This window comes from Sphingopyxis sp. YF1, assembly GCF_022701295.1.
GTDB lineage: Bacteria > Pseudomonadota > Alphaproteobacteria > Sphingomonadales > Sphingomonadaceae > Sphingopyxis.
This window is the reverse complement of sequence record NZ_CP033204.1, coordinates 1846276-1860870: the sequence shown is the minus strand read 5'-3', so window position 1 is coordinate 1860870 and position 14595 is coordinate 1846276. Positions and strand designations below refer to the sequence as shown.

Genomic DNA, 14595 nt, shown 5'->3' with positions numbered 1-14595 from the left:
GCCCCTTCAGGACAGCGGCGCGCAAGGCGAAGCGTCGCTGATGAAAACAGGAGAGTATCATGTTGAAACAAATGCTTTTGATCGGCGCCGCGGCGATCAGCTTTCCCGCGCTGGCGCAGACGCCGCCGGCCGATGATCCGAACGCGCCCCCCGCGCAAACCGAACCGGCGCCTCCGGCTGGCGAGCCGGCGGAGCCCGCACCCCAACCGACTCCGGCGCCCGATGCGTCAACCACGCCGCCGGCCGGTGAGGCTACAATTGCTCAGCCGGCACCAGCGCAGGGCACCGCAGCCACCCCGACGCAGGTCGCCCAGATCGTGAACCAGGAGTTTCCGACTTATGACGCGGATTCGAACGCCGAGTTGAGCGAAGCCGAATTTGCGGCATGGATGAAGAAGCTGCGTGCTGCAACCGAGCCGAGCGTCGACGTCGAGTCGGTCGAGGTGCAGACATGGATCGGACAGGCCTATTCGGCTGCCGATGCCGACAAGTCGGGCAGCGTCAGCAAGGAAGAGCTGACCAGTTTCCTGTCGCGCGGCGCCTGAAGGCGCTTCCTGACCGGGTGGTGAAGCCGTCGGAGAAATCCGGCGGCTTCATCGCGTTCGGCGTAGCGGCGCGGCGAGGCGCGTGAACGGAGGCGTCACTGCGCGGGCTGCTCGACCTCGACGATCGTCAGCTGATGTTCGGCGCCGCGTTGGTCGGGCCACAGGATAGACTGACCGGTGCTCAGCCCGATCAGTCCCGCGCCGACGGGGGTCAGGATCGAGATGCGGCCGGCATCGATATTGGCTTCCCCCGGATAGACGAGTTCGACCGTGCGCTGATTGCCCGTTTTTTCGTCGGTGAAGGTCACTCTCGATCCCATCGTGACGACGTTGGAACGAATATCGGCGGCGCTGCAAATGTTGGCGCGATCGATTTCATCGAGCAGCAGTTCGTGGTGACGCGGCAGATCGTGCTGCTTTTGCAGCGCGAGTTCGGTCAGCCGGTCGGCCTCGCGGTCGATCATATGGATGGGCGGCCGCGCCGCCGCCGGGTTCTTTTTCTTGGACATATGCGGACTTTCCGGAATGGCGGGCGCCCGAAATTTTGCGTGCACGCCGAATTGGGACGGAATGTGCCCCGGGTTCGGGGCAGTCGCGCCTGAACCCGGGGCTAAAAGCCCGCGAGAAGCTGTCCTCCGTGAAAACGGAAGCGGAGAAGGCCGCGTCGAATCTGCATCGCGCGATGATGTGACCGGCGTCGGAGAAAGTCAAATGGCCATGCAGCGGGTCCGCTGCGGCTAGAGTAGCCCCATCGCGCGCATGCTGCGATAATCGGAGCCGCCGATGACGATGTGGTCATGCAGCGAAATACCGAGCCGTTGGGCGGCGTCGGCAATGTCGCGGGTGATCGCGATATCCTGCCGGCTCGGTTCAGGGCTGCCGCTCGGGTGATTGTGGACCAGAATGATCGCCGCAGCGCCGAGTTCGAGCGCGCGCTTGACGACTTCACGGACGTAGATGGCCGACTGGTCGATCGATCCTTCGCTGGCAAGTTCGTCGCGGATCAGCATGTTTCGCGAATTGAGATAGAGGACGCGAACGCGTTCGATGTCGAGCGGCCCCATGTCGGCGCGAAGATAGTCGAGCAGTGCGTCCCAACTCGACAGCAGGGGGCGTTCGGCGAATTCACCGCGAAGCATGCGCAGACTCGTCGCCTGGACGATCTTGAGCGCTGCGATCGCGCTATCGCCGAGCCCCTCCACGCGGCGCAGCGATTCGGGGTCGGAGCTGACGAGCTGGGCGAGCGAGCCGAATTCACGCAGCAATGCCTTGGCCAGCGGCTTGGTGTCGCGGCGGGGGATGGCGAGTGCGAGCAGATATTCGATCAGCTCATAGTCGGCGAGCGCGTCGCCGCCCCCGCCGAGCAGGCGGCTGCGGAGCCGGGCGCGGTGGCCTGCATGATCTGCCTCGTCCCCCATCGAGCCGGGAATAACCCGCTTGTCGGTCGCACTCAACGGCCATAAGGTTTCGCGCTTATGGCACCGTCCTGTTTTTCGCAGCCATTTGCGCCATTTCGGCGTTATCTCGTTGCACAGGGCGAACCCGTCGGGGCGCGAGAGGATCAGCAGAAGGCGCCATGACCGACGACATCGCCGATAGCGAAAATGTGCCGAAGCGCCGACGTCGTATCAAGAAACGCTGGCTGACGAGCGGCGCGTTGATCGTGCTGGTGGGCGCGCTGTGGCTCGCCCGCGAGCCGATCGCCGACCGGTTCGTGCGCGAACAGCTCGACACGCTCGGTGTGCCCGCGAGTTACCAAATCGAGGAGATCGGGCTCCGTACCGAGCGCCTGTCGAACGTCGTCATCGGTGATCCGAAACGCCCCGACCTGACGGCAAGGAGCGTCGAGGTCGCGCTGGGCTATGGTTGGCGTGGCCCGTATGTGTCGTCGATCACCGCCGACGGTGTACGGCTTTACGGCCGGTTCATGGACGGGCGGCTGTCGCTCGGCGCGCTCGACAAATTCCGCGATCCGACGAGTACCGATCCGCTGGCCTTGCCCGATCTGGCCGCGACACTGAGCGACGCCCGGGCGCGGATCGAGACCCCGTGGGGCACGGTAGGCGCGGCGCTGAGCGGCAAGGGACATTTGCAGCGCAATTTTGCGGGAACGCTGGCGCTGCTGGCGCCGCGCGTGATTGCCGGCGGCTGCGCCGCGGAGGCGATGAGCTTTTACGGTCCGGTGACGGTACGAGGCATGAAGCCGCGATTGAAAGGCGCCCTGCGCGGGCGGGGCATGACCTGCTCGGACGGAGCGATCGCCGCGACGGCACCGCAGGTGGCCCTCGACGTGACGCTGGGCGAAGATCTGGCGAGTTGGGATGGTCGCGCCGACGCTGTGGTTGCGGCACTTGCGGCCGGCCCAGCCCGCGCCGAGCGCGTCGCGCTGCTCGCGGGCTTCAAGGGCAACGCAGCACGGACGGCGCTGACCTTTGATGGCGAGGCGGTATGGCTGACGGGCCCCGACTTTGCCGCGCGCCGGGTCGATATCGACGCCACAGGTGAAGTGGGGGATGCCGCGCCGCGATTCGTGGGAAGCCTGCGCTTCGCGCAGGCGGCGGCCAGCCCCTCGCTGCGCCAGCGGATTGCGGCGAGCGCGAAGGGACTCGACGGCACCCCCGTCGGGCCGTTGGCGGGCAAGGCCACCGGTGCGGTTGCGCGGATGCTGGCCAGCGTCGGCGGCAAGGCCGATTTCGCGCTCGTCGGCGAAGGGCGGACGGCGCGGATCGAGCTCATCGCGCCCGAAATTTCCAGCGCGAGCGGCGCGCGGCTCGCGGGCAGTCCCGAAAGCCGAATCGCATGGCTGTTTGCCACGGCCAGGCCGGCATTCACCGTGCAGGGGCAATGGCGCTTCGGTGGCGGCGACCTGCCCGCGGGGATGCTCGATCTCGACCGGCGCGCCGACGGGACGCTGAGCGGGCTCGCGCGGATGGAGCCCTATGTTGCGGGGAATGCGCGGCTCGCGATGCAGCCGGTCCGCTTTTCGAGCGGGCCGGGCGGCGCGATGCGCTTTACGACACTCGCCGAGCTGAGCGGGCCGATCGCCGGTGGCCGCGTCGAACGGCTTCGCGTGCCGCTGGCGGGGGCGTTGGGCGCAACCGGCACGCTGGCGCTGAACGGCGGGTGCAGCCGCGTCGCAGCCGACCGGATCGCTGTGAGCGGGTTCGGCTTCGCCGCGCCGGCGATCGACCTGTGCAGCCGCGCGGGACAACCGCTGCTGTCGATGGGACCGGGCGGGATCAAGGGCCAGGTTCGCGTCCCGCGCATCGCGCTCCGGGGGACGAGCGGAACGTCGCTCTTCACATTGGCATCGGGACCGGCGGATTTCGACCTTGCCACGATGCGCTGGTCATTGGCGGGCGCCGATGTCCGGCTCGGCGAGGGGGATGATGCGACCTGGTTCACCGCAGCGCGCCTGAGCGGTCGACCGGATGGGCGCGGGATGGCGGGCGATCTCGCCGGGGCGGCGGCCAGGATCGGTGCGGTGCCGCTCAACATGAACGAGATCGACGGTGGCTGGCGCTTCGCCGACGGAGCGCTCGCACTCGACGGCAGGATGCTGCTCACCGACGCCGAACCCGACGCGCGCTTCTTTCCGCTGTTCAGCGAGAATGCGCGGCTCGTGCTCAGGGATGGGGTCATCGATGCGACGGCGGGTTTCGCCGAACGGCGGACGGGGACCAAGATCCTTGACACGGTCATTCGCCACGAACTGACCGGGGGCACGGGTTTCGCCAGCCTCGATATCGGCGAACTGCGATTCGGCGACGCGTTCCAGCCCGACCAGCTCACACGTCTCGCGCTCGGCGTCGTCGCCAATGTGCAGGGGACGGTGCGCGGCGAGGGTCGAATCGACTGGTCTCCGGCGGGCGTGACCAGCCGCGGGACCTTTGCGACGACGGACGCCAATCTTGCCGCGGCCTTCGGTCCGGTGAACGGGCTGACCACGACGCTGACTTTCGACGACCTGATCGGCCTGCATTCGGTTCCGAACCAGAAGGTGACGATGGCCGAGGTCAATCCGGGCATACCGGTGATCGACGGCACGATCGAATATCAGCTGCTCGGCGACAATCGCATCCGCATTCAGGGCGGCCGCTGGCCGTTCGCCGGCGGCGAACTGCTGCTCCATCCGACGACGCTCAACTTCAACACCGATCAGCCGCGGCGTCTGACGTTCGACATCGTCGGGGTCGATGCCGCGATCTTCCTCCAGAATTTCGGCTTCGACAACATCAACGCGACCGGAAAATTCGACGGTACGTTGCCGATCGAGTTCAGCGGGCTCGGCGGACGGATTGTCGATGGACGGATCGATGCCCGGGCGGGCGGTGGTACGCTTGCCTATGTCGGCGAATTGTCGAACCGTAACCTTGGTGCGATTGCCAATTTCGCTTTCGGTGCGCTCCGTTCGCTGAAATATGACGATCTGACGATCATCCTCAACGGCGATCTCGACGGCGAGATGGTGACCGACATCCGCTTCGGGGGCGTCGGGCAGGGGCAGGGGGCGACGCAGAATTTCATCACCCGGCAGGTCGCCAAGCTGCCCTTCGTCTTCAACGTAAAGATTCAGGCCCCCTTCCGCCAGTTGATCACTTCGGCCAAGGGATTTTATGATCCGGCGATCTACATCGAACAGAATCTGGGCGCGCTGATGCAGGCGCAACAGGATGCCGAAGCAGCCGCAACCAGTCCGCCCACCGTTCAGCCCCCAGCAAGCGAGCCCGTGCAATGACGATGACAAGAGAAAAAGCGAGGAGGCTGGCCATCGGCGGTCGGTGTCTGGCGGTGGTGATCGGAGCGGCGGGGCTGACCGCCTGCGTTCAGATCGACACCCCCGACAAACCGATCGAGATCAACCTGAACATCAACATCAAGCAGGAAATCGTGTACAGGCTGGATGGTGACGCCAAGAAGCTGATCGAACAGAATAGCGAGATATTCTGAGGTCTTGGAAAGACTGGGGAATGATTGAGATGAGCAAGAATATGTGGAAACCGACCGGAATCGCGATGGCTGCCGTGGCTGTGACCGCGGCGCTGGCGTTTGCTGTGCCCTCGGCGATGGCGCAGCGCGACCCGGCGTATGAAGCCGCGCGTTCGGCGGGCCAGATCGGCGAGCAACCCGACGGTTATCTCGGTTTTGTTTCGACGCCGACCCCGGCGGTGCGCGACATCGTCAACGACATCAATATCAAGCGCAAGGCTGCCTATACCAGCGGCGCGCCTGCGGGCAGCACGGTCGAGCAATTTGCGTTCGTTACCGGGTGCAACCTCATCAACAAGACCAAGCCGGGCGAGAAGTACAAGGCGCCCGACGGTAGCTGGAAGACGCGCGACAGCGGCGCGCCGGTGCGGGATTCGCGCTGTCCCTGAAGTCTTTGCTGCAACGATGGCGCCCGAGGGTGCCCAATGCCGCCGCGCCCCTAAACGCGGCGGCATTTTCGTTTGCGGAAGGTCGCCGCATTTTGTGCACCTGCACAGACTATTGCGTCGCGGCTGCGCGCGGGCATTGACTTAATGGGGCGGCATTCCTAAACGGACCGCGCCTTAGGGGTCCCCCGGATTTTCGGGCCTTTTTTTGCAGGCAGAATCGGGAGTTTCCCGCTCTGTTTCAGGAGGATGGCAAGAGATGACGGGGAACGGCAGCGATCCGGAACCAGCTTCGGAGGATTCGCGCCTGGTCTCGCTCGAAGAGCGATTGGACCGGGCCGAAGCCGCAGAGGCGAAACGGACCGCGGTAAACGCCGGGCCGGAATCCGATGCCAATTACCGGCTCGGTAACCGCGTCCTGGCCGAACTGCTGGGCGGAATGATCGGCGGAGCGCTGTTCGGCTGGCTGATCGACCGTTTTGCGGGAACCTCGCCCTGGGGCCTGTTGGGGATGTTGTTCATGGGAATCGTCGTGGCGTTCCGGAATATCATCCGCCTGACATCGACGCCCCGCAAATAGCGGGATGTAGGCGAAATTTTCCGCGGGACGGCCTGATGTGCCGCCCCGCAATGCGCGTGGAGTGAAGAGTGGCGGCGGAATCCGGCAAGATCGACCCGATGCACCAGTTCGAGGTGACCCCGCTTGGCGGCGGCTTCAACCTTGGCGGTCACGAGATCCTGTTCACCAACAGCGCGCTGTGGATGGTGATCGCGGCGATGGTACTCGGCCTGTTCATGTGGGGCGGCATGCGTCGCCAGCTCGTTCCCGGCCGCTGGCAGGCCGCGGTTGAGGGCTTCACCGGTTTCATCTCGAGCATGATGACCGCGAATATCGGCAGTGAAGGGCGCAAGTTTACGCCTTATGTCTTTTCGCTCTTCATGTTCATCCTCTTTTGCAACCTGCTCGGCATGCTGCCGCTCGGCGTGCTCGGGCTGCACCCCTTCACCGTCACCAGCCATATCGCGATCACCGGCGTTCTTGCGCTCCTCTCCTTTTCGATCGTGCTCATCGTCGGTTTCTGGCGCCACGGCCTGCACTTCTTCTCGCTGTTCGTGCCGCACGGTACGCCGCTGCCGATGATTCCCTTCATCGCCGTGATCGAGTTCATCTCCTTCATGATCCGCCCGTTCAGCCTTGGCCTGCGTCTGTTCGTCGCGATGACCGCGGGTCACGTGCTGCTGAAGGTGCTGTCGGGTTTCGTCATCAACGGTTTCAACGCTGAAAATGTCGTGATCGGCTCGGTCGTGTCGCTGCTCAGCTTTACCCTGATGATCGGCATCAGCGCGCTCGAGCTGCTCGTCGCCGGCATCCAGGCCTATGTTTTCGCCCTGTTGACCTCGCTTTACATCAACGATGCGGTCAACCTTCACTAATCCCGTTTAAAACCAAACGATTCTACCAAGGAGTTACGATAATGGACGCAGAAGCAGCAAAGCTGATCGGTGCCGGTCTGGCCGCTATCGGTGCCGGCATGGCCGCCATCGGTGTGGGTAATGTGTTCGGCAGCTTCCTCGAAAGCGCGCTGCGCAACCCCGCCGCCGCCGACGGTCAGCAGGGCCGCCTGTTCATCGGCTTCGCCGCTGCCGAACTTCTCGGCCTGCTGGCGTTCGTCGTTGCGATGATCCTGCTCTTCGTCGTCTGATTTCGGACGATATCGGGTGATGCCGGTCCCGGCGGGACCGGTTTTGCCTGCGCAGGTTTTTCAAAAGTTTAAGGCTCGCCTTTCATGCCCCAGATAGCCCAGCTTACCGCTGACAATTGGTATCTTGCCTCGCAGCTTTTCTGGCTGCTCGTCGTGTTCGCCGGCATTTATGTCGTGATCGGTCGCGGCATGCTGCCCAAGATCGAAGCGACGGTGGACGCCCGCGACCGCAAGGTGGCGGACGATCTGGCGGCGGCGAAGGCGGCGCATGCCGCCGCCGACAGCCTCGAAGAAAACTACCGCCAGCAAAGCGATGCGAGCCGTGCCGCGGCGCAGAAGGCCGTGGCCGATGCCAAGGGCAAGGCCGCGAAGGACGCCGAAAAGCGTCTCGCGAAGGTCGATGCGGAGATGGCCGAAAAGCTGGCTTCGGCCGAGGCCGACGTCTCGGCGGCGCGTTCGTCGGCGATGGCCGAGATCGAATCGGTCGCGGCCGAAGCGGCGAGCGATCTCGTTGCCAAGCTGTCGGGCGTGACGGTGGCTGCGGCGGACAGCAAAGCGGCAGTGAAGGCGGTGCTCCATGGCTAATTTCGGACTTTTCCTTTCGGAAGCCGCGGGCGAGGCGCACGCCACTCCGACCGCGTTCGGGATGGATGCGACCGTGTGGGTGTCGATCGCGATGCTCGTTTTTCTGGGTATTCTTGCGTGGAAAAAAGTGCCTGCGGCAATCGGTGCGATGCTCGACGGCAAGATCGCCGAGATTTCGAAGCAGCTCAACGAAGCCGAACAGCTGCGCCTCGATGCCGAGTCGCTGAAGGCTGAATATGAGGCCAAGCTCGCCCGTGCGGCGAAGGAAGCCGAAGAGCTTCGCGCGCGCGCCGACGCCGAAGCCGAGGCGCTCGTCGAAAAGGCGAAAGCCGACGCCACCGCGCTGATCGCGCGCCGCAAACAGATGGCCGAGGATCGCATTGCCGCGGCCGAAGCCACCGCGTTGAGCGAAGTCCGTGCTGCCGCCGCCAAGGCCGCTACCGAGGCCGCAGCCAAGCTGATCGCCGACAAGCACGACGCCAAGGCGGACAAGGCGCTGGTCGACGACGCGATCGCGGCGGTCGCAAAAGCCTGACGTTTGCCACGCAGCTGAATACAGGGCGCCCGCGGATTTCCGCGGGCGTTTTGCTTTCAGCCTTGCCCCGCAAGCCCGGCTACCCAGGCCTTGGTTGCGGGGCAGCTGTCCATCGCCCTTGCATAAGCGGCGCGCCCGGTGGTCCGGTCGATATAGGCTCGTTCGATCGCGCCATGTCCGAAACCGATGGTCCGTTCGGCGAACTGCAGCGCATAGGTCACCGAGATATCGGCAGCGGTAAAGCGCTCACCGGCGATATATGGCGTGCTTGCCAGTTGCCGGCTGACCAGTCCGAGCCGACTCTCGAAAATGCCGCGCGCCCATTGGGTGGTCCAATTGCCCTTCTCGGCTTCCGGCGCCAGGATGTCGGTCGCGACGATCGCATTGACGGGTCCTGCCAGCCCCGCTTCGCCCATATGCAGGAATTGCAGATAGGTCGCGAAATCTGCGTCACCGACTGCCGGTGCCAGCGAACCCGGACCGTATCGGGCCAGCAAATATTGCATGATCGCAATCGACTCGACCATCACCGTATCGCCGTCGACGATCGCCGGGATGAAACCGGCGGGGTTGATCACGAGAAACTCCTGATCATTCTCGATCCCGTCGAGGAGGTCGACCGGTCGCGGTCGGTAGGGGAGGCCCATCTCTTCGAGCAGCCACATCACGCGGAACCCGCGGCCTTCGCCATACACCGTGATCATATGTCGTTGCCCTTCAAAATTTGATCATGATCCGCCGCGCGAGCGCGGGAGACATGCTGTGTACCAGTCGCAGCAGCTTGGTCTGCCCCACCGCAACCTCCGCGCGGTTCGCCTTGATCCCCGCAACGATCTCGGCGGCGCAGTCCGCCGCGCTCATCATCTTGCCGCCGCGCCCGGTGGTCATGTTCGTTGCGACCAGCGGCGGCAGGGCTTCCAGCACCTTCACGCCGCTGTCCTTGAGCTGGTAGCGAACGGCCTGGGTATAGCTGCGCAGCGCGGCCTTGGTCGCGCAATAGATCGGCCCGCCGGCGCGCGGCGCGATCGCCAGACCCGATGTGACGTTGACGATCATCGCCTCGCCCTGCGCTTTGAGTTGAGGCAGCAAGCGGGTGGTCACGGCGATCGGTGCGTAGAAATTGGTGTCGATGCACTGCGCCGCGCTGGCCAGCGAAGCGATATCGTCGAGCGCATAGTCGCTGCCGACGCCGGCATTGTTGACCAGCAGTGCGAGCGGTTTGCCCGCAACGCCTTCGACCACCGCATCGATCCCGGTGGGACCCGACAGGTCGCCGACGATGATCCCGAACCCCAGCGCAGCCATCGCCTGCAGTTTTTCCGGCGAACGCCCGCTGACGATCACATCGGCGCCCAATCCCTGCAACTGCAGCGCAATTTCCCGACCGATCCCGTCGCTGCCGCCGGTAACCAATGCCGTTTTCCCGCGAACGTCCATGCGACCCCTCCCATGGTGGTTTTACCTGTCGCACTATGGCGGCTCGCATCGTCCTCGCCTACATGCAAAATCATGGCTCGCCCGAACGCTCCCGATCGATTCAACGAAGAGAAAGCGACATATGTGATCCGCGGCAGCGGTGAGGAGGGTGACAAGCCCGACCTCGAGCGCGGCGCCGAAGTGATACGCGGCGTCGTTCGCAAGCTTCCGACGCGCCCCGGCGTCTACCGCATGCTCGATGCGCGCGGCGATGTGCTGTACGTCGGCAAGGCGCGCGCGCTCAAGAATCGCGTGACCAACTATACGCAAGTCGCGCGACTGCCGCAGCGCCTCCAGCGCATGGTGTCGCAGACGCGCGCGATGGAAATCGTCACGACCAACAGTGAGGCCGAGGCGCTGCTGCTCGAAGCGCAACTGATCAAGCGCTATCGCCCGCCGTATAATGTGCTGCTGCGCGACGACAAAAGCTTTCCGTTCATCCTGCTGCGCACCGATCATGACTTCCCCAGGGTGCAGAAGCATCGTGGCGCGCGGCGCGCGAAGGGACGTTATTATGGGCCGTTTGCGAGTGCGGGATCGGTAGCGCGGACGCTCAACGCGCTGCAAAAGACCTTTCTGTTGCGCAGTTGCACCGACAGTTTTTTCGCGAACCGTTCGCGGCCATGCCTGCTCTACCAGATCCGCCGCTGCTCGGCGCCGTGCGTCGATCGCATCGGCAAGGATGATTATGCCGCGCTGGTGGGCGATGCGCAGGACTTTCTCGAAGGGCGCTCCACTGCCGTCCAGAAGCGTCTCGGCGACGCGATGACAAAGGCAGCCGAGGCCATGGACTATGAGCAGGCGGCGGTGCTGCGCGACAGGCTGAAGGCGCTGACCTTCATCCAGGGTAGCCAGTCGGTGCACGCCGACGGGCTGGGGGATGCCGATGTTTTCGCGCTCGCGGCGAAGGGTGGGCAACTCTGCGTCGCAGGCTTCTTCATCCGCGGCGGGCAGAATTGGGGGCATCGCAGCTTCTTTCCCGCGCATGTCGCCGGTGTGCCCGAAGAGGAGGTACTCGAAAGCTTCCTGATGCAATTTTACGAGGGGGTGCCGCCGCCGAAGACGATTCTCGTCGACCGCGAGCCCGCCGAATGCACATTGCTCGCCGAAGCGCTCGGTGAAGTGGCGGGGCGCAAGGTCGAGATCAGCGTGCCGCAGCGCGGTAACCGCAAGCGGTTGCTCGAACAGGCGGTGCGCAACGCGGGCGAGGAACTCGACCGCCGGCTCGCCGAGAGCAGCAGCCAAGCGAAGCTGGGGCGCGAACTCGCCGACCTGTTCGACCTCGATGCGCCACCGCAGCGGATCGAGATCTACGACAACAGCCATATCCAGGGCACCAATGCGCTCGGCGCCATGGTCGTTGCGGGTCCCGAGGGCTGGATCAAGGGCGCGTACCGCAAGTTCAACATCAAGCGTGCCGAAACGCAACCGGGCGACGATTTCGCGATGATGCGCGAGGTGTTCCAGCGCCGCTTCGCGCGCGCGATCGAGGAGGATCCCGAACGGACGAAAGGCGAATGGCCCGATCTGGTGCTGATCGACGGCGGCAAGGGGCAGGTGTCGGCGGTGTCGGATGTGTTTGCCGAGCTCGGAATCGACGATCTTCCCTATGTCGGCGTCGCCAAGGGACCCGATCGCAACGCCGGACGCGAGACTTTTTACCTGCCCGACGGGCGCGAATTCACGCTGCCGCCGAACAATGCCGTGCTCTTCTATATCCAGCGGCTGCGCGACGAGGCGCACCGCTTTGCGATCGGCGCGCACCGGCAGAAGCGCGCGAAGGCGACGGGAAGCTCGCCGCTCGACGAGGTGCCGGGCATCGGCCCGGCGCGCAAGAAGGCCCTGCTGATGCACTTCGGCACCGCGCGTGCGATCCGTGGGGCGAGCCTCGACGATTTGAAACGCGCGCCGGGGGTGAGCGCGGGGGTCGCGCAGGCGGTGTATGATTTCTACAACCCCGGCGGATGAAGGACGACGTCTCTCGGCGGCGGTCGCCGCCGAGATGGCGCAACAGGGAGAAGACGGATCATGGATTTTGCAGCCGCCATGCCGCTTGCCGGGACGCTGGGCGTCGTAATTCAGGAAGGGACGAAGGACCGCGTGGCCGGAACGCTTCCCGTGCGGCCCGAAATCTGTACCGCGGGCCACATCGTCCACGGCGGCGCGATCATGGCCTTTGCCGATTGTCTGGGAGCGGTCGGGGCGTTCCTGACCCTGCCCGAGGGCGCGACGGGCACGACGACGATCGAGAGCAAGACAAATTTCCTCGGCGGCGGTCCGGTCGGGTCGGTGCTCGTCGGTGAAGCGGTGCCGGTGAAGATCGGCAAACGCCTGTCGGTGTGGCAGACGCGCATCCGCACCGAAGAGGGCGCCGAAGTCGCGTTGGTGACGCAGACGCAGATGGCGCTTTGGCCAGCCTGAGCGCCGAGGCGATCGTCTGTGCGGTACGCGCGCACGGCGAGCATGGCGCGATCCTGCGCGCATTGACGCGCGAGGCGGGGCTCGTCGCCGGCTATGTCCGCGGCGGGCGATCGCGGCGGCTGCGGCCGATCCTGATGCCCGGAAACCGCATCGCGCTCGAACTGCGGGCACGGACCGAAGAGCAGCTTGCCGGAGCGACGGCCGAATTGCTGGAGAGCCGCGCACCGCTGCTCGCCGAGCCATTGCCTGCCGCAGCAATCGACTGGGTGACCAGCCTGACCGCCGCCACTCTGCCCGAAAGCCAGCCCTATCCCGCGCTGTACGCCGCGTTGTCGGCGCTACTCGACGCGATCGGCGTCGCACCGGCGGCGCGGCAATGGGCGGCGGCGCTGGCACGCTACGAACTGCTTTTGCTTGCCGAACTCGGTTTCGGGCTCGATCTCGACCAGTGCGTGGCCAGCGGGGCGGCGCATGATCTCGCCTTCGTCAGCCCCCGGTCGGGCGGCGCGGTCAGCATCGCGGCGGCCGCGGGTTACGAGGCACGCCTGTTTCGCCTGCCGCCGTTCCTGCGCGGCGCCGACCCCGATCCGTCGTTGCCCGACGCGCTCGACGGACTGGTGATCACGGGTCATTTCCTCGATCGCGACCTGCTCGACGGACGCAATCATGACTTGCTGGTGACGAGGGAAAGATTGATCGCGCGGCTCAAGAGGGCGGTTGCGTGAGGCGGCCGTGCTGCCTAGAGGGGCAGCGTCACACCACGGCTGTATGCCCTTTCCGTTTGTGCTGAGCTAGTCGAAGCATCGTCCTAATTCGTGGCGGCGCCAGAGCAGAGCGGCCCTTCGAAAGAAATCGGGGCGGACGGCGTATTTCGAGCGCGTGGCGTTCGGAAACGAAAGGGCGAGAATTGAACATCCTGCTGCTGGCCGGCGACGGCATCGGTCCCGAGATCATGGCAGAGGCCGAAAAGGTGCTGGCTGCACTCGCGCTGCCTGTCGTGCTCGACCGCGCACTCGTCGGCGGAGCGGCCTATGAAGCCACCGGGCATCCGCTGCCTCCCGAGACATTGGCAAAGGCCAGGGCTGCGGACGCGATCCTTTTCGGTGCGGTCGGCGACCCGCGTTTCGACAATGTCGAACGCCATCTGCGCCCCGAACAGGCGATCCTCGGTCTCCGCGCCGAACTGGGGCTGTTCGCGAACCTGCGTCCCGCCAAGCTGTTTCCGGGGCTGGAGGATGCGTCGGCATTGCGCCCCGAAGTCGCCTCGGCGATCGACTTGCTGATCGTGCGCGAGCTCAACGGCGACGTCTATTTCGGCGAAAAGGGCACGCGCACGACCGCGACCGGCGAGCGCGAAGGCTATGACGTCATGGCGTATAGCGAGAGTGAGGTACGACGCATCGCGCACGTCGCTTTTCGTGCGGCGCAAGGGCGGCAGAAGCGGCTGTGCTCGGTCGACAAGGCGAATGTGCTGGAGACGTCGCAGCTCTGGCGCGACGTCGTTGTCGAAGTGTCCCGCGAATATCCCGACGTGGCGCTCACCCATATGTATGTCGACAACGCCGCGATGCAGCTCGTGCGCAACCCCGGCCAGTTCGACGTCGTCGTTACCGGGAACCTGTTTGGCGACATCCTGTCCGATCAGGCGTCGATGTGCGTGGGCTCGATCGGGCTGCTCGCATCGGCTTCGCTGAGCGAGGGCACGCAGGGGTTGTACGAACCGATCCACGGCAGCGCACCCGATATCGCGGGCAAGGGCGTTGCCAACCCGCTGGCGATGATATTGTCGCTCGCGATGCTGCTGCGCCATTCGGGCGGCGACGAGTCGAGCGCGGCGCGGATCGAGGCGGCGGTGGCCAGGGTGCTGGCTGACGGATGCCGCGGCGCCGATCTGGGGGGCAATATGGGAACGACGGCATTGGGCGATGCGGTGGTTTCGGCTTTGAACGGATAAG

Annotated in this window: 17 protein-coding genes; 13 read left to right on the top strand and 4 right to left on the bottom strand. The window is 65.1% G+C overall.

Features of this window, described 5'->3' with window-relative positions; genetic code table 11:
- Positions 1-59 precede the first annotated feature (59 nt).
- Positions 60-545 (top strand): calcium-binding protein, encoded by a 486-nt coding sequence (locus tag EAO27_RS09010; RefSeq protein WP_242779747.1) that lies wholly within the window; start codon positions 60-62, stop codon positions 543-545.
- Between the two features lie 95 nt (positions 546-640).
- On the opposite strand, the gene rnk is transcribed toward EAO27_RS09010, so the two are convergent.
- Both rnk and radC read right to left on the bottom strand, forming a co-directional pair.
- Positions 641-1054 (bottom strand): nucleoside diphosphate kinase regulator, encoded by a 414-nt coding sequence (gene rnk, locus EAO27_RS09005; protein ID WP_242779745.1) that lies wholly within the window; start codon positions 1052-1054, stop codon positions 641-643.
- Between the two features lie 228 nt (positions 1055-1282).
- Positions 1283-1963 (bottom strand): DNA repair protein RadC, encoded by a 681-nt coding sequence (gene radC, locus EAO27_RS09000; protein ID WP_242779743.1) that lies wholly within the window; start codon positions 1961-1963, stop codon positions 1283-1285.
- Positions 1964-2121: 158 nt separating this feature from the next.
- Here radC and EAO27_RS08995 point away from each other — a divergent pair, with 158 nt between their 5' ends.
- The 8 genes from EAO27_RS08995 (at position 2122) to EAO27_RS08960 (ending at position 8743) form a co-directional block, all read left to right on the top strand.
- Complete coding sequence (locus EAO27_RS08995; RefSeq protein WP_242779740.1) at positions 2122-5283, top strand: YdbH domain-containing protein; 3162 nt, start codon at positions 2122-2124, stop codon at positions 5281-5283.
- Positions 5280-5495: a YnbE family lipoprotein gene (locus EAO27_RS08990; RefSeq protein ID WP_242779738.1), complete on the top strand. Its 216-nt coding sequence runs from the start codon at positions 5280-5282 to the stop codon at positions 5493-5495. Before EAO27_RS08995 ends, EAO27_RS08990 begins: the two co-directional genes overlap by 4 nt.
- A gap of 65 nt (positions 5496-5560) precedes the next feature.
- Entirely contained in the window at positions 5561-5923 is a 363-nt protein-coding gene (locus EAO27_RS08985; RefSeq protein WP_242780540.1) for a YdbL family protein, read from the top strand.
- 256 nt (positions 5924-6179) lie between these two features.
- A complete protein-coding gene (locus EAO27_RS08980) occupies positions 6180-6500 on the top strand; it encodes an AtpZ/AtpI family protein (protein WP_242779736.1) in 321 nt (106 codons plus the stop codon).
- Positions 6501-6568: 68 nt separating this feature from the next.
- A complete protein-coding gene (locus EAO27_RS08975) occupies positions 6569-7354 on the top strand; it encodes a F0F1 ATP synthase subunit A (RefSeq protein ID WP_242779734.1) in 786 nt (261 codons plus the stop codon).
- Between the two features lie 41 nt (positions 7355-7395).
- Positions 7396-7623 carry a F0F1 ATP synthase subunit C gene (locus tag EAO27_RS08970; protein ID WP_003044110.1) on the top strand — a complete coding sequence of 76 codons (228 nt, stop codon included), beginning with the start codon at positions 7396-7398 and terminating at the stop codon, positions 7621-7623.
- An 84-nt stretch (positions 7624-7707) separates the two neighbouring features.
- The gene (locus EAO27_RS08965) at positions 7708-8208 is read left to right on the top strand and encodes an ATPase (RefSeq protein ID WP_242779732.1); all 501 of its coding nucleotides are present in this window, start codon (positions 7708-7710) and stop codon (positions 8206-8208) included.
- Positions 8201-8743 carry a F0F1 ATP synthase subunit B gene (locus EAO27_RS08960; RefSeq protein ID WP_242779730.1) on the top strand — a complete coding sequence of 181 codons (543 nt, stop codon included), beginning with the start codon at positions 8201-8203 and terminating at the stop codon, positions 8741-8743. Before EAO27_RS08965 ends, EAO27_RS08960 begins: the two co-directional genes overlap by 8 nt.
- Before the next feature lie 56 nt (positions 8744-8799).
- Here the strand turns inward: EAO27_RS08960 and EAO27_RS08955 are convergent, their stop codons facing one another.
- Complete coding sequence (locus EAO27_RS08955) at positions 8800-9447, bottom strand: glutathione S-transferase family protein (protein ID WP_242779728.1); 648 nt, start codon at positions 9445-9447, stop codon at positions 8800-8802.
- A gap of 13 nt (positions 9448-9460) precedes the next feature.
- A complete protein-coding gene (locus tag EAO27_RS08950; RefSeq protein ID WP_242779726.1) occupies positions 9461-10180 on the bottom strand; it encodes an SDR family NAD(P)-dependent oxidoreductase in 720 nt (239 codons plus the stop codon).
- A 72-nt stretch (positions 10181-10252) separates the two neighbouring features.
- Between EAO27_RS08950 and uvrC the strand changes: the two genes are divergently transcribed.
- The 4 genes from uvrC (at position 10253) to leuB (ending at position 14594) form a co-directional block, all read left to right on the top strand.
- Positions 10253-12187, top strand: a complete 1935-nt coding sequence (uvrC, locus tag EAO27_RS08945) for an excinuclease ABC subunit UvrC (protein ID WP_242779724.1) — start codon at positions 10253-10255, stop codon at positions 12185-12187.
- Positions 12188-12247: 60 nt separating this feature from the next.
- Complete coding sequence (locus EAO27_RS08940) at positions 12248-12640, top strand: PaaI family thioesterase (protein WP_242779722.1); 393 nt, start codon at positions 12248-12250, stop codon at positions 12638-12640.
- Positions 12628-13365 carry a DNA repair protein RecO gene (gene recO, locus EAO27_RS08935; protein ID WP_242779720.1) on the top strand — a complete coding sequence of 246 codons (738 nt, stop codon included), beginning with the start codon at positions 12628-12630 and terminating at the stop codon, positions 13363-13365. The genes EAO27_RS08940 and recO overlap by 13 nt, the downstream gene beginning before the upstream one ends.
- A gap of 182 nt (positions 13366-13547) precedes the next feature.
- A complete protein-coding gene (leuB, locus tag EAO27_RS08930) occupies positions 13548-14594 on the top strand; it encodes a 3-isopropylmalate dehydrogenase (protein ID WP_242779718.1) in 1047 nt (348 codons plus the stop codon).
- The last annotated feature ends 1 nt before the right edge of the window (position 14595 follow it).

Coding starts and splice junctions, on each gene's coding strand:
- EAO27_RS09010 (WP_242779747.1), top strand. CDS start 60: ATGTTGAAACAAATGCTTTTGATCGGCGCCGCGGCGATCAGCTTTCCC.
- rnk (WP_242779745.1), bottom strand. CDS start 1,054: ATGTCCAAGAAAAAGAACCCGGCGGCGGCGCGGCCGCCCATCCATATG.
- radC (WP_242779743.1), bottom strand. CDS start 1,963: ATGGGGGACGAGGCAGATCATGCAGGCCACCGCGCCCGGCTCCGCAGC.
- EAO27_RS08995 (WP_242779740.1), top strand. CDS start 2,122: ATGACCGACGACATCGCCGATAGCGAAAATGTGCCGAAGCGCCGACGT.
- EAO27_RS08990 (WP_242779738.1), top strand. CDS start 5,280: ATGACGATGACAAGAGAAAAAGCGAGGAGGCTGGCCATCGGCGGTCGG.
- EAO27_RS08985 (WP_242780540.1), top strand. CDS start 5,561: ATGGCTGCCGTGGCTGTGACCGCGGCGCTGGCGTTTGCTGTGCCCTCG.
- EAO27_RS08980 (WP_242779736.1), top strand. CDS start 6,180: ATGACGGGGAACGGCAGCGATCCGGAACCAGCTTCGGAGGATTCGCGC.
- EAO27_RS08970 (WP_003044110.1), top strand. CDS start 7,396: ATGGACGCAGAAGCAGCAAAGCTGATCGGTGCCGGTCTGGCCGCTATC.
- EAO27_RS08965 (WP_242779732.1), top strand. CDS start 7,708: ATGCCCCAGATAGCCCAGCTTACCGCTGACAATTGGTATCTTGCCTCG.
- EAO27_RS08960 (WP_242779730.1), top strand. CDS start 8,201: ATGGCTAATTTCGGACTTTTCCTTTCGGAAGCCGCGGGCGAGGCGCAC.
- EAO27_RS08955 (WP_242779728.1), bottom strand. CDS start 9,447: ATGATCACGGTGTATGGCGAAGGCCGCGGGTTCCGCGTGATGTGGCTG.
- EAO27_RS08950 (WP_242779726.1), bottom strand. CDS start 10,180: ATGGACGTTCGCGGGAAAACGGCATTGGTTACCGGCGGCAGCGACGGG.
- uvrC (WP_242779724.1), top strand. CDS start 10,253: ATGGCTCGCCCGAACGCTCCCGATCGATTCAACGAAGAGAAAGCGACA.
- EAO27_RS08940 (WP_242779722.1), top strand. CDS start 12,248: ATGGATTTTGCAGCCGCCATGCCGCTTGCCGGGACGCTGGGCGTCGTA.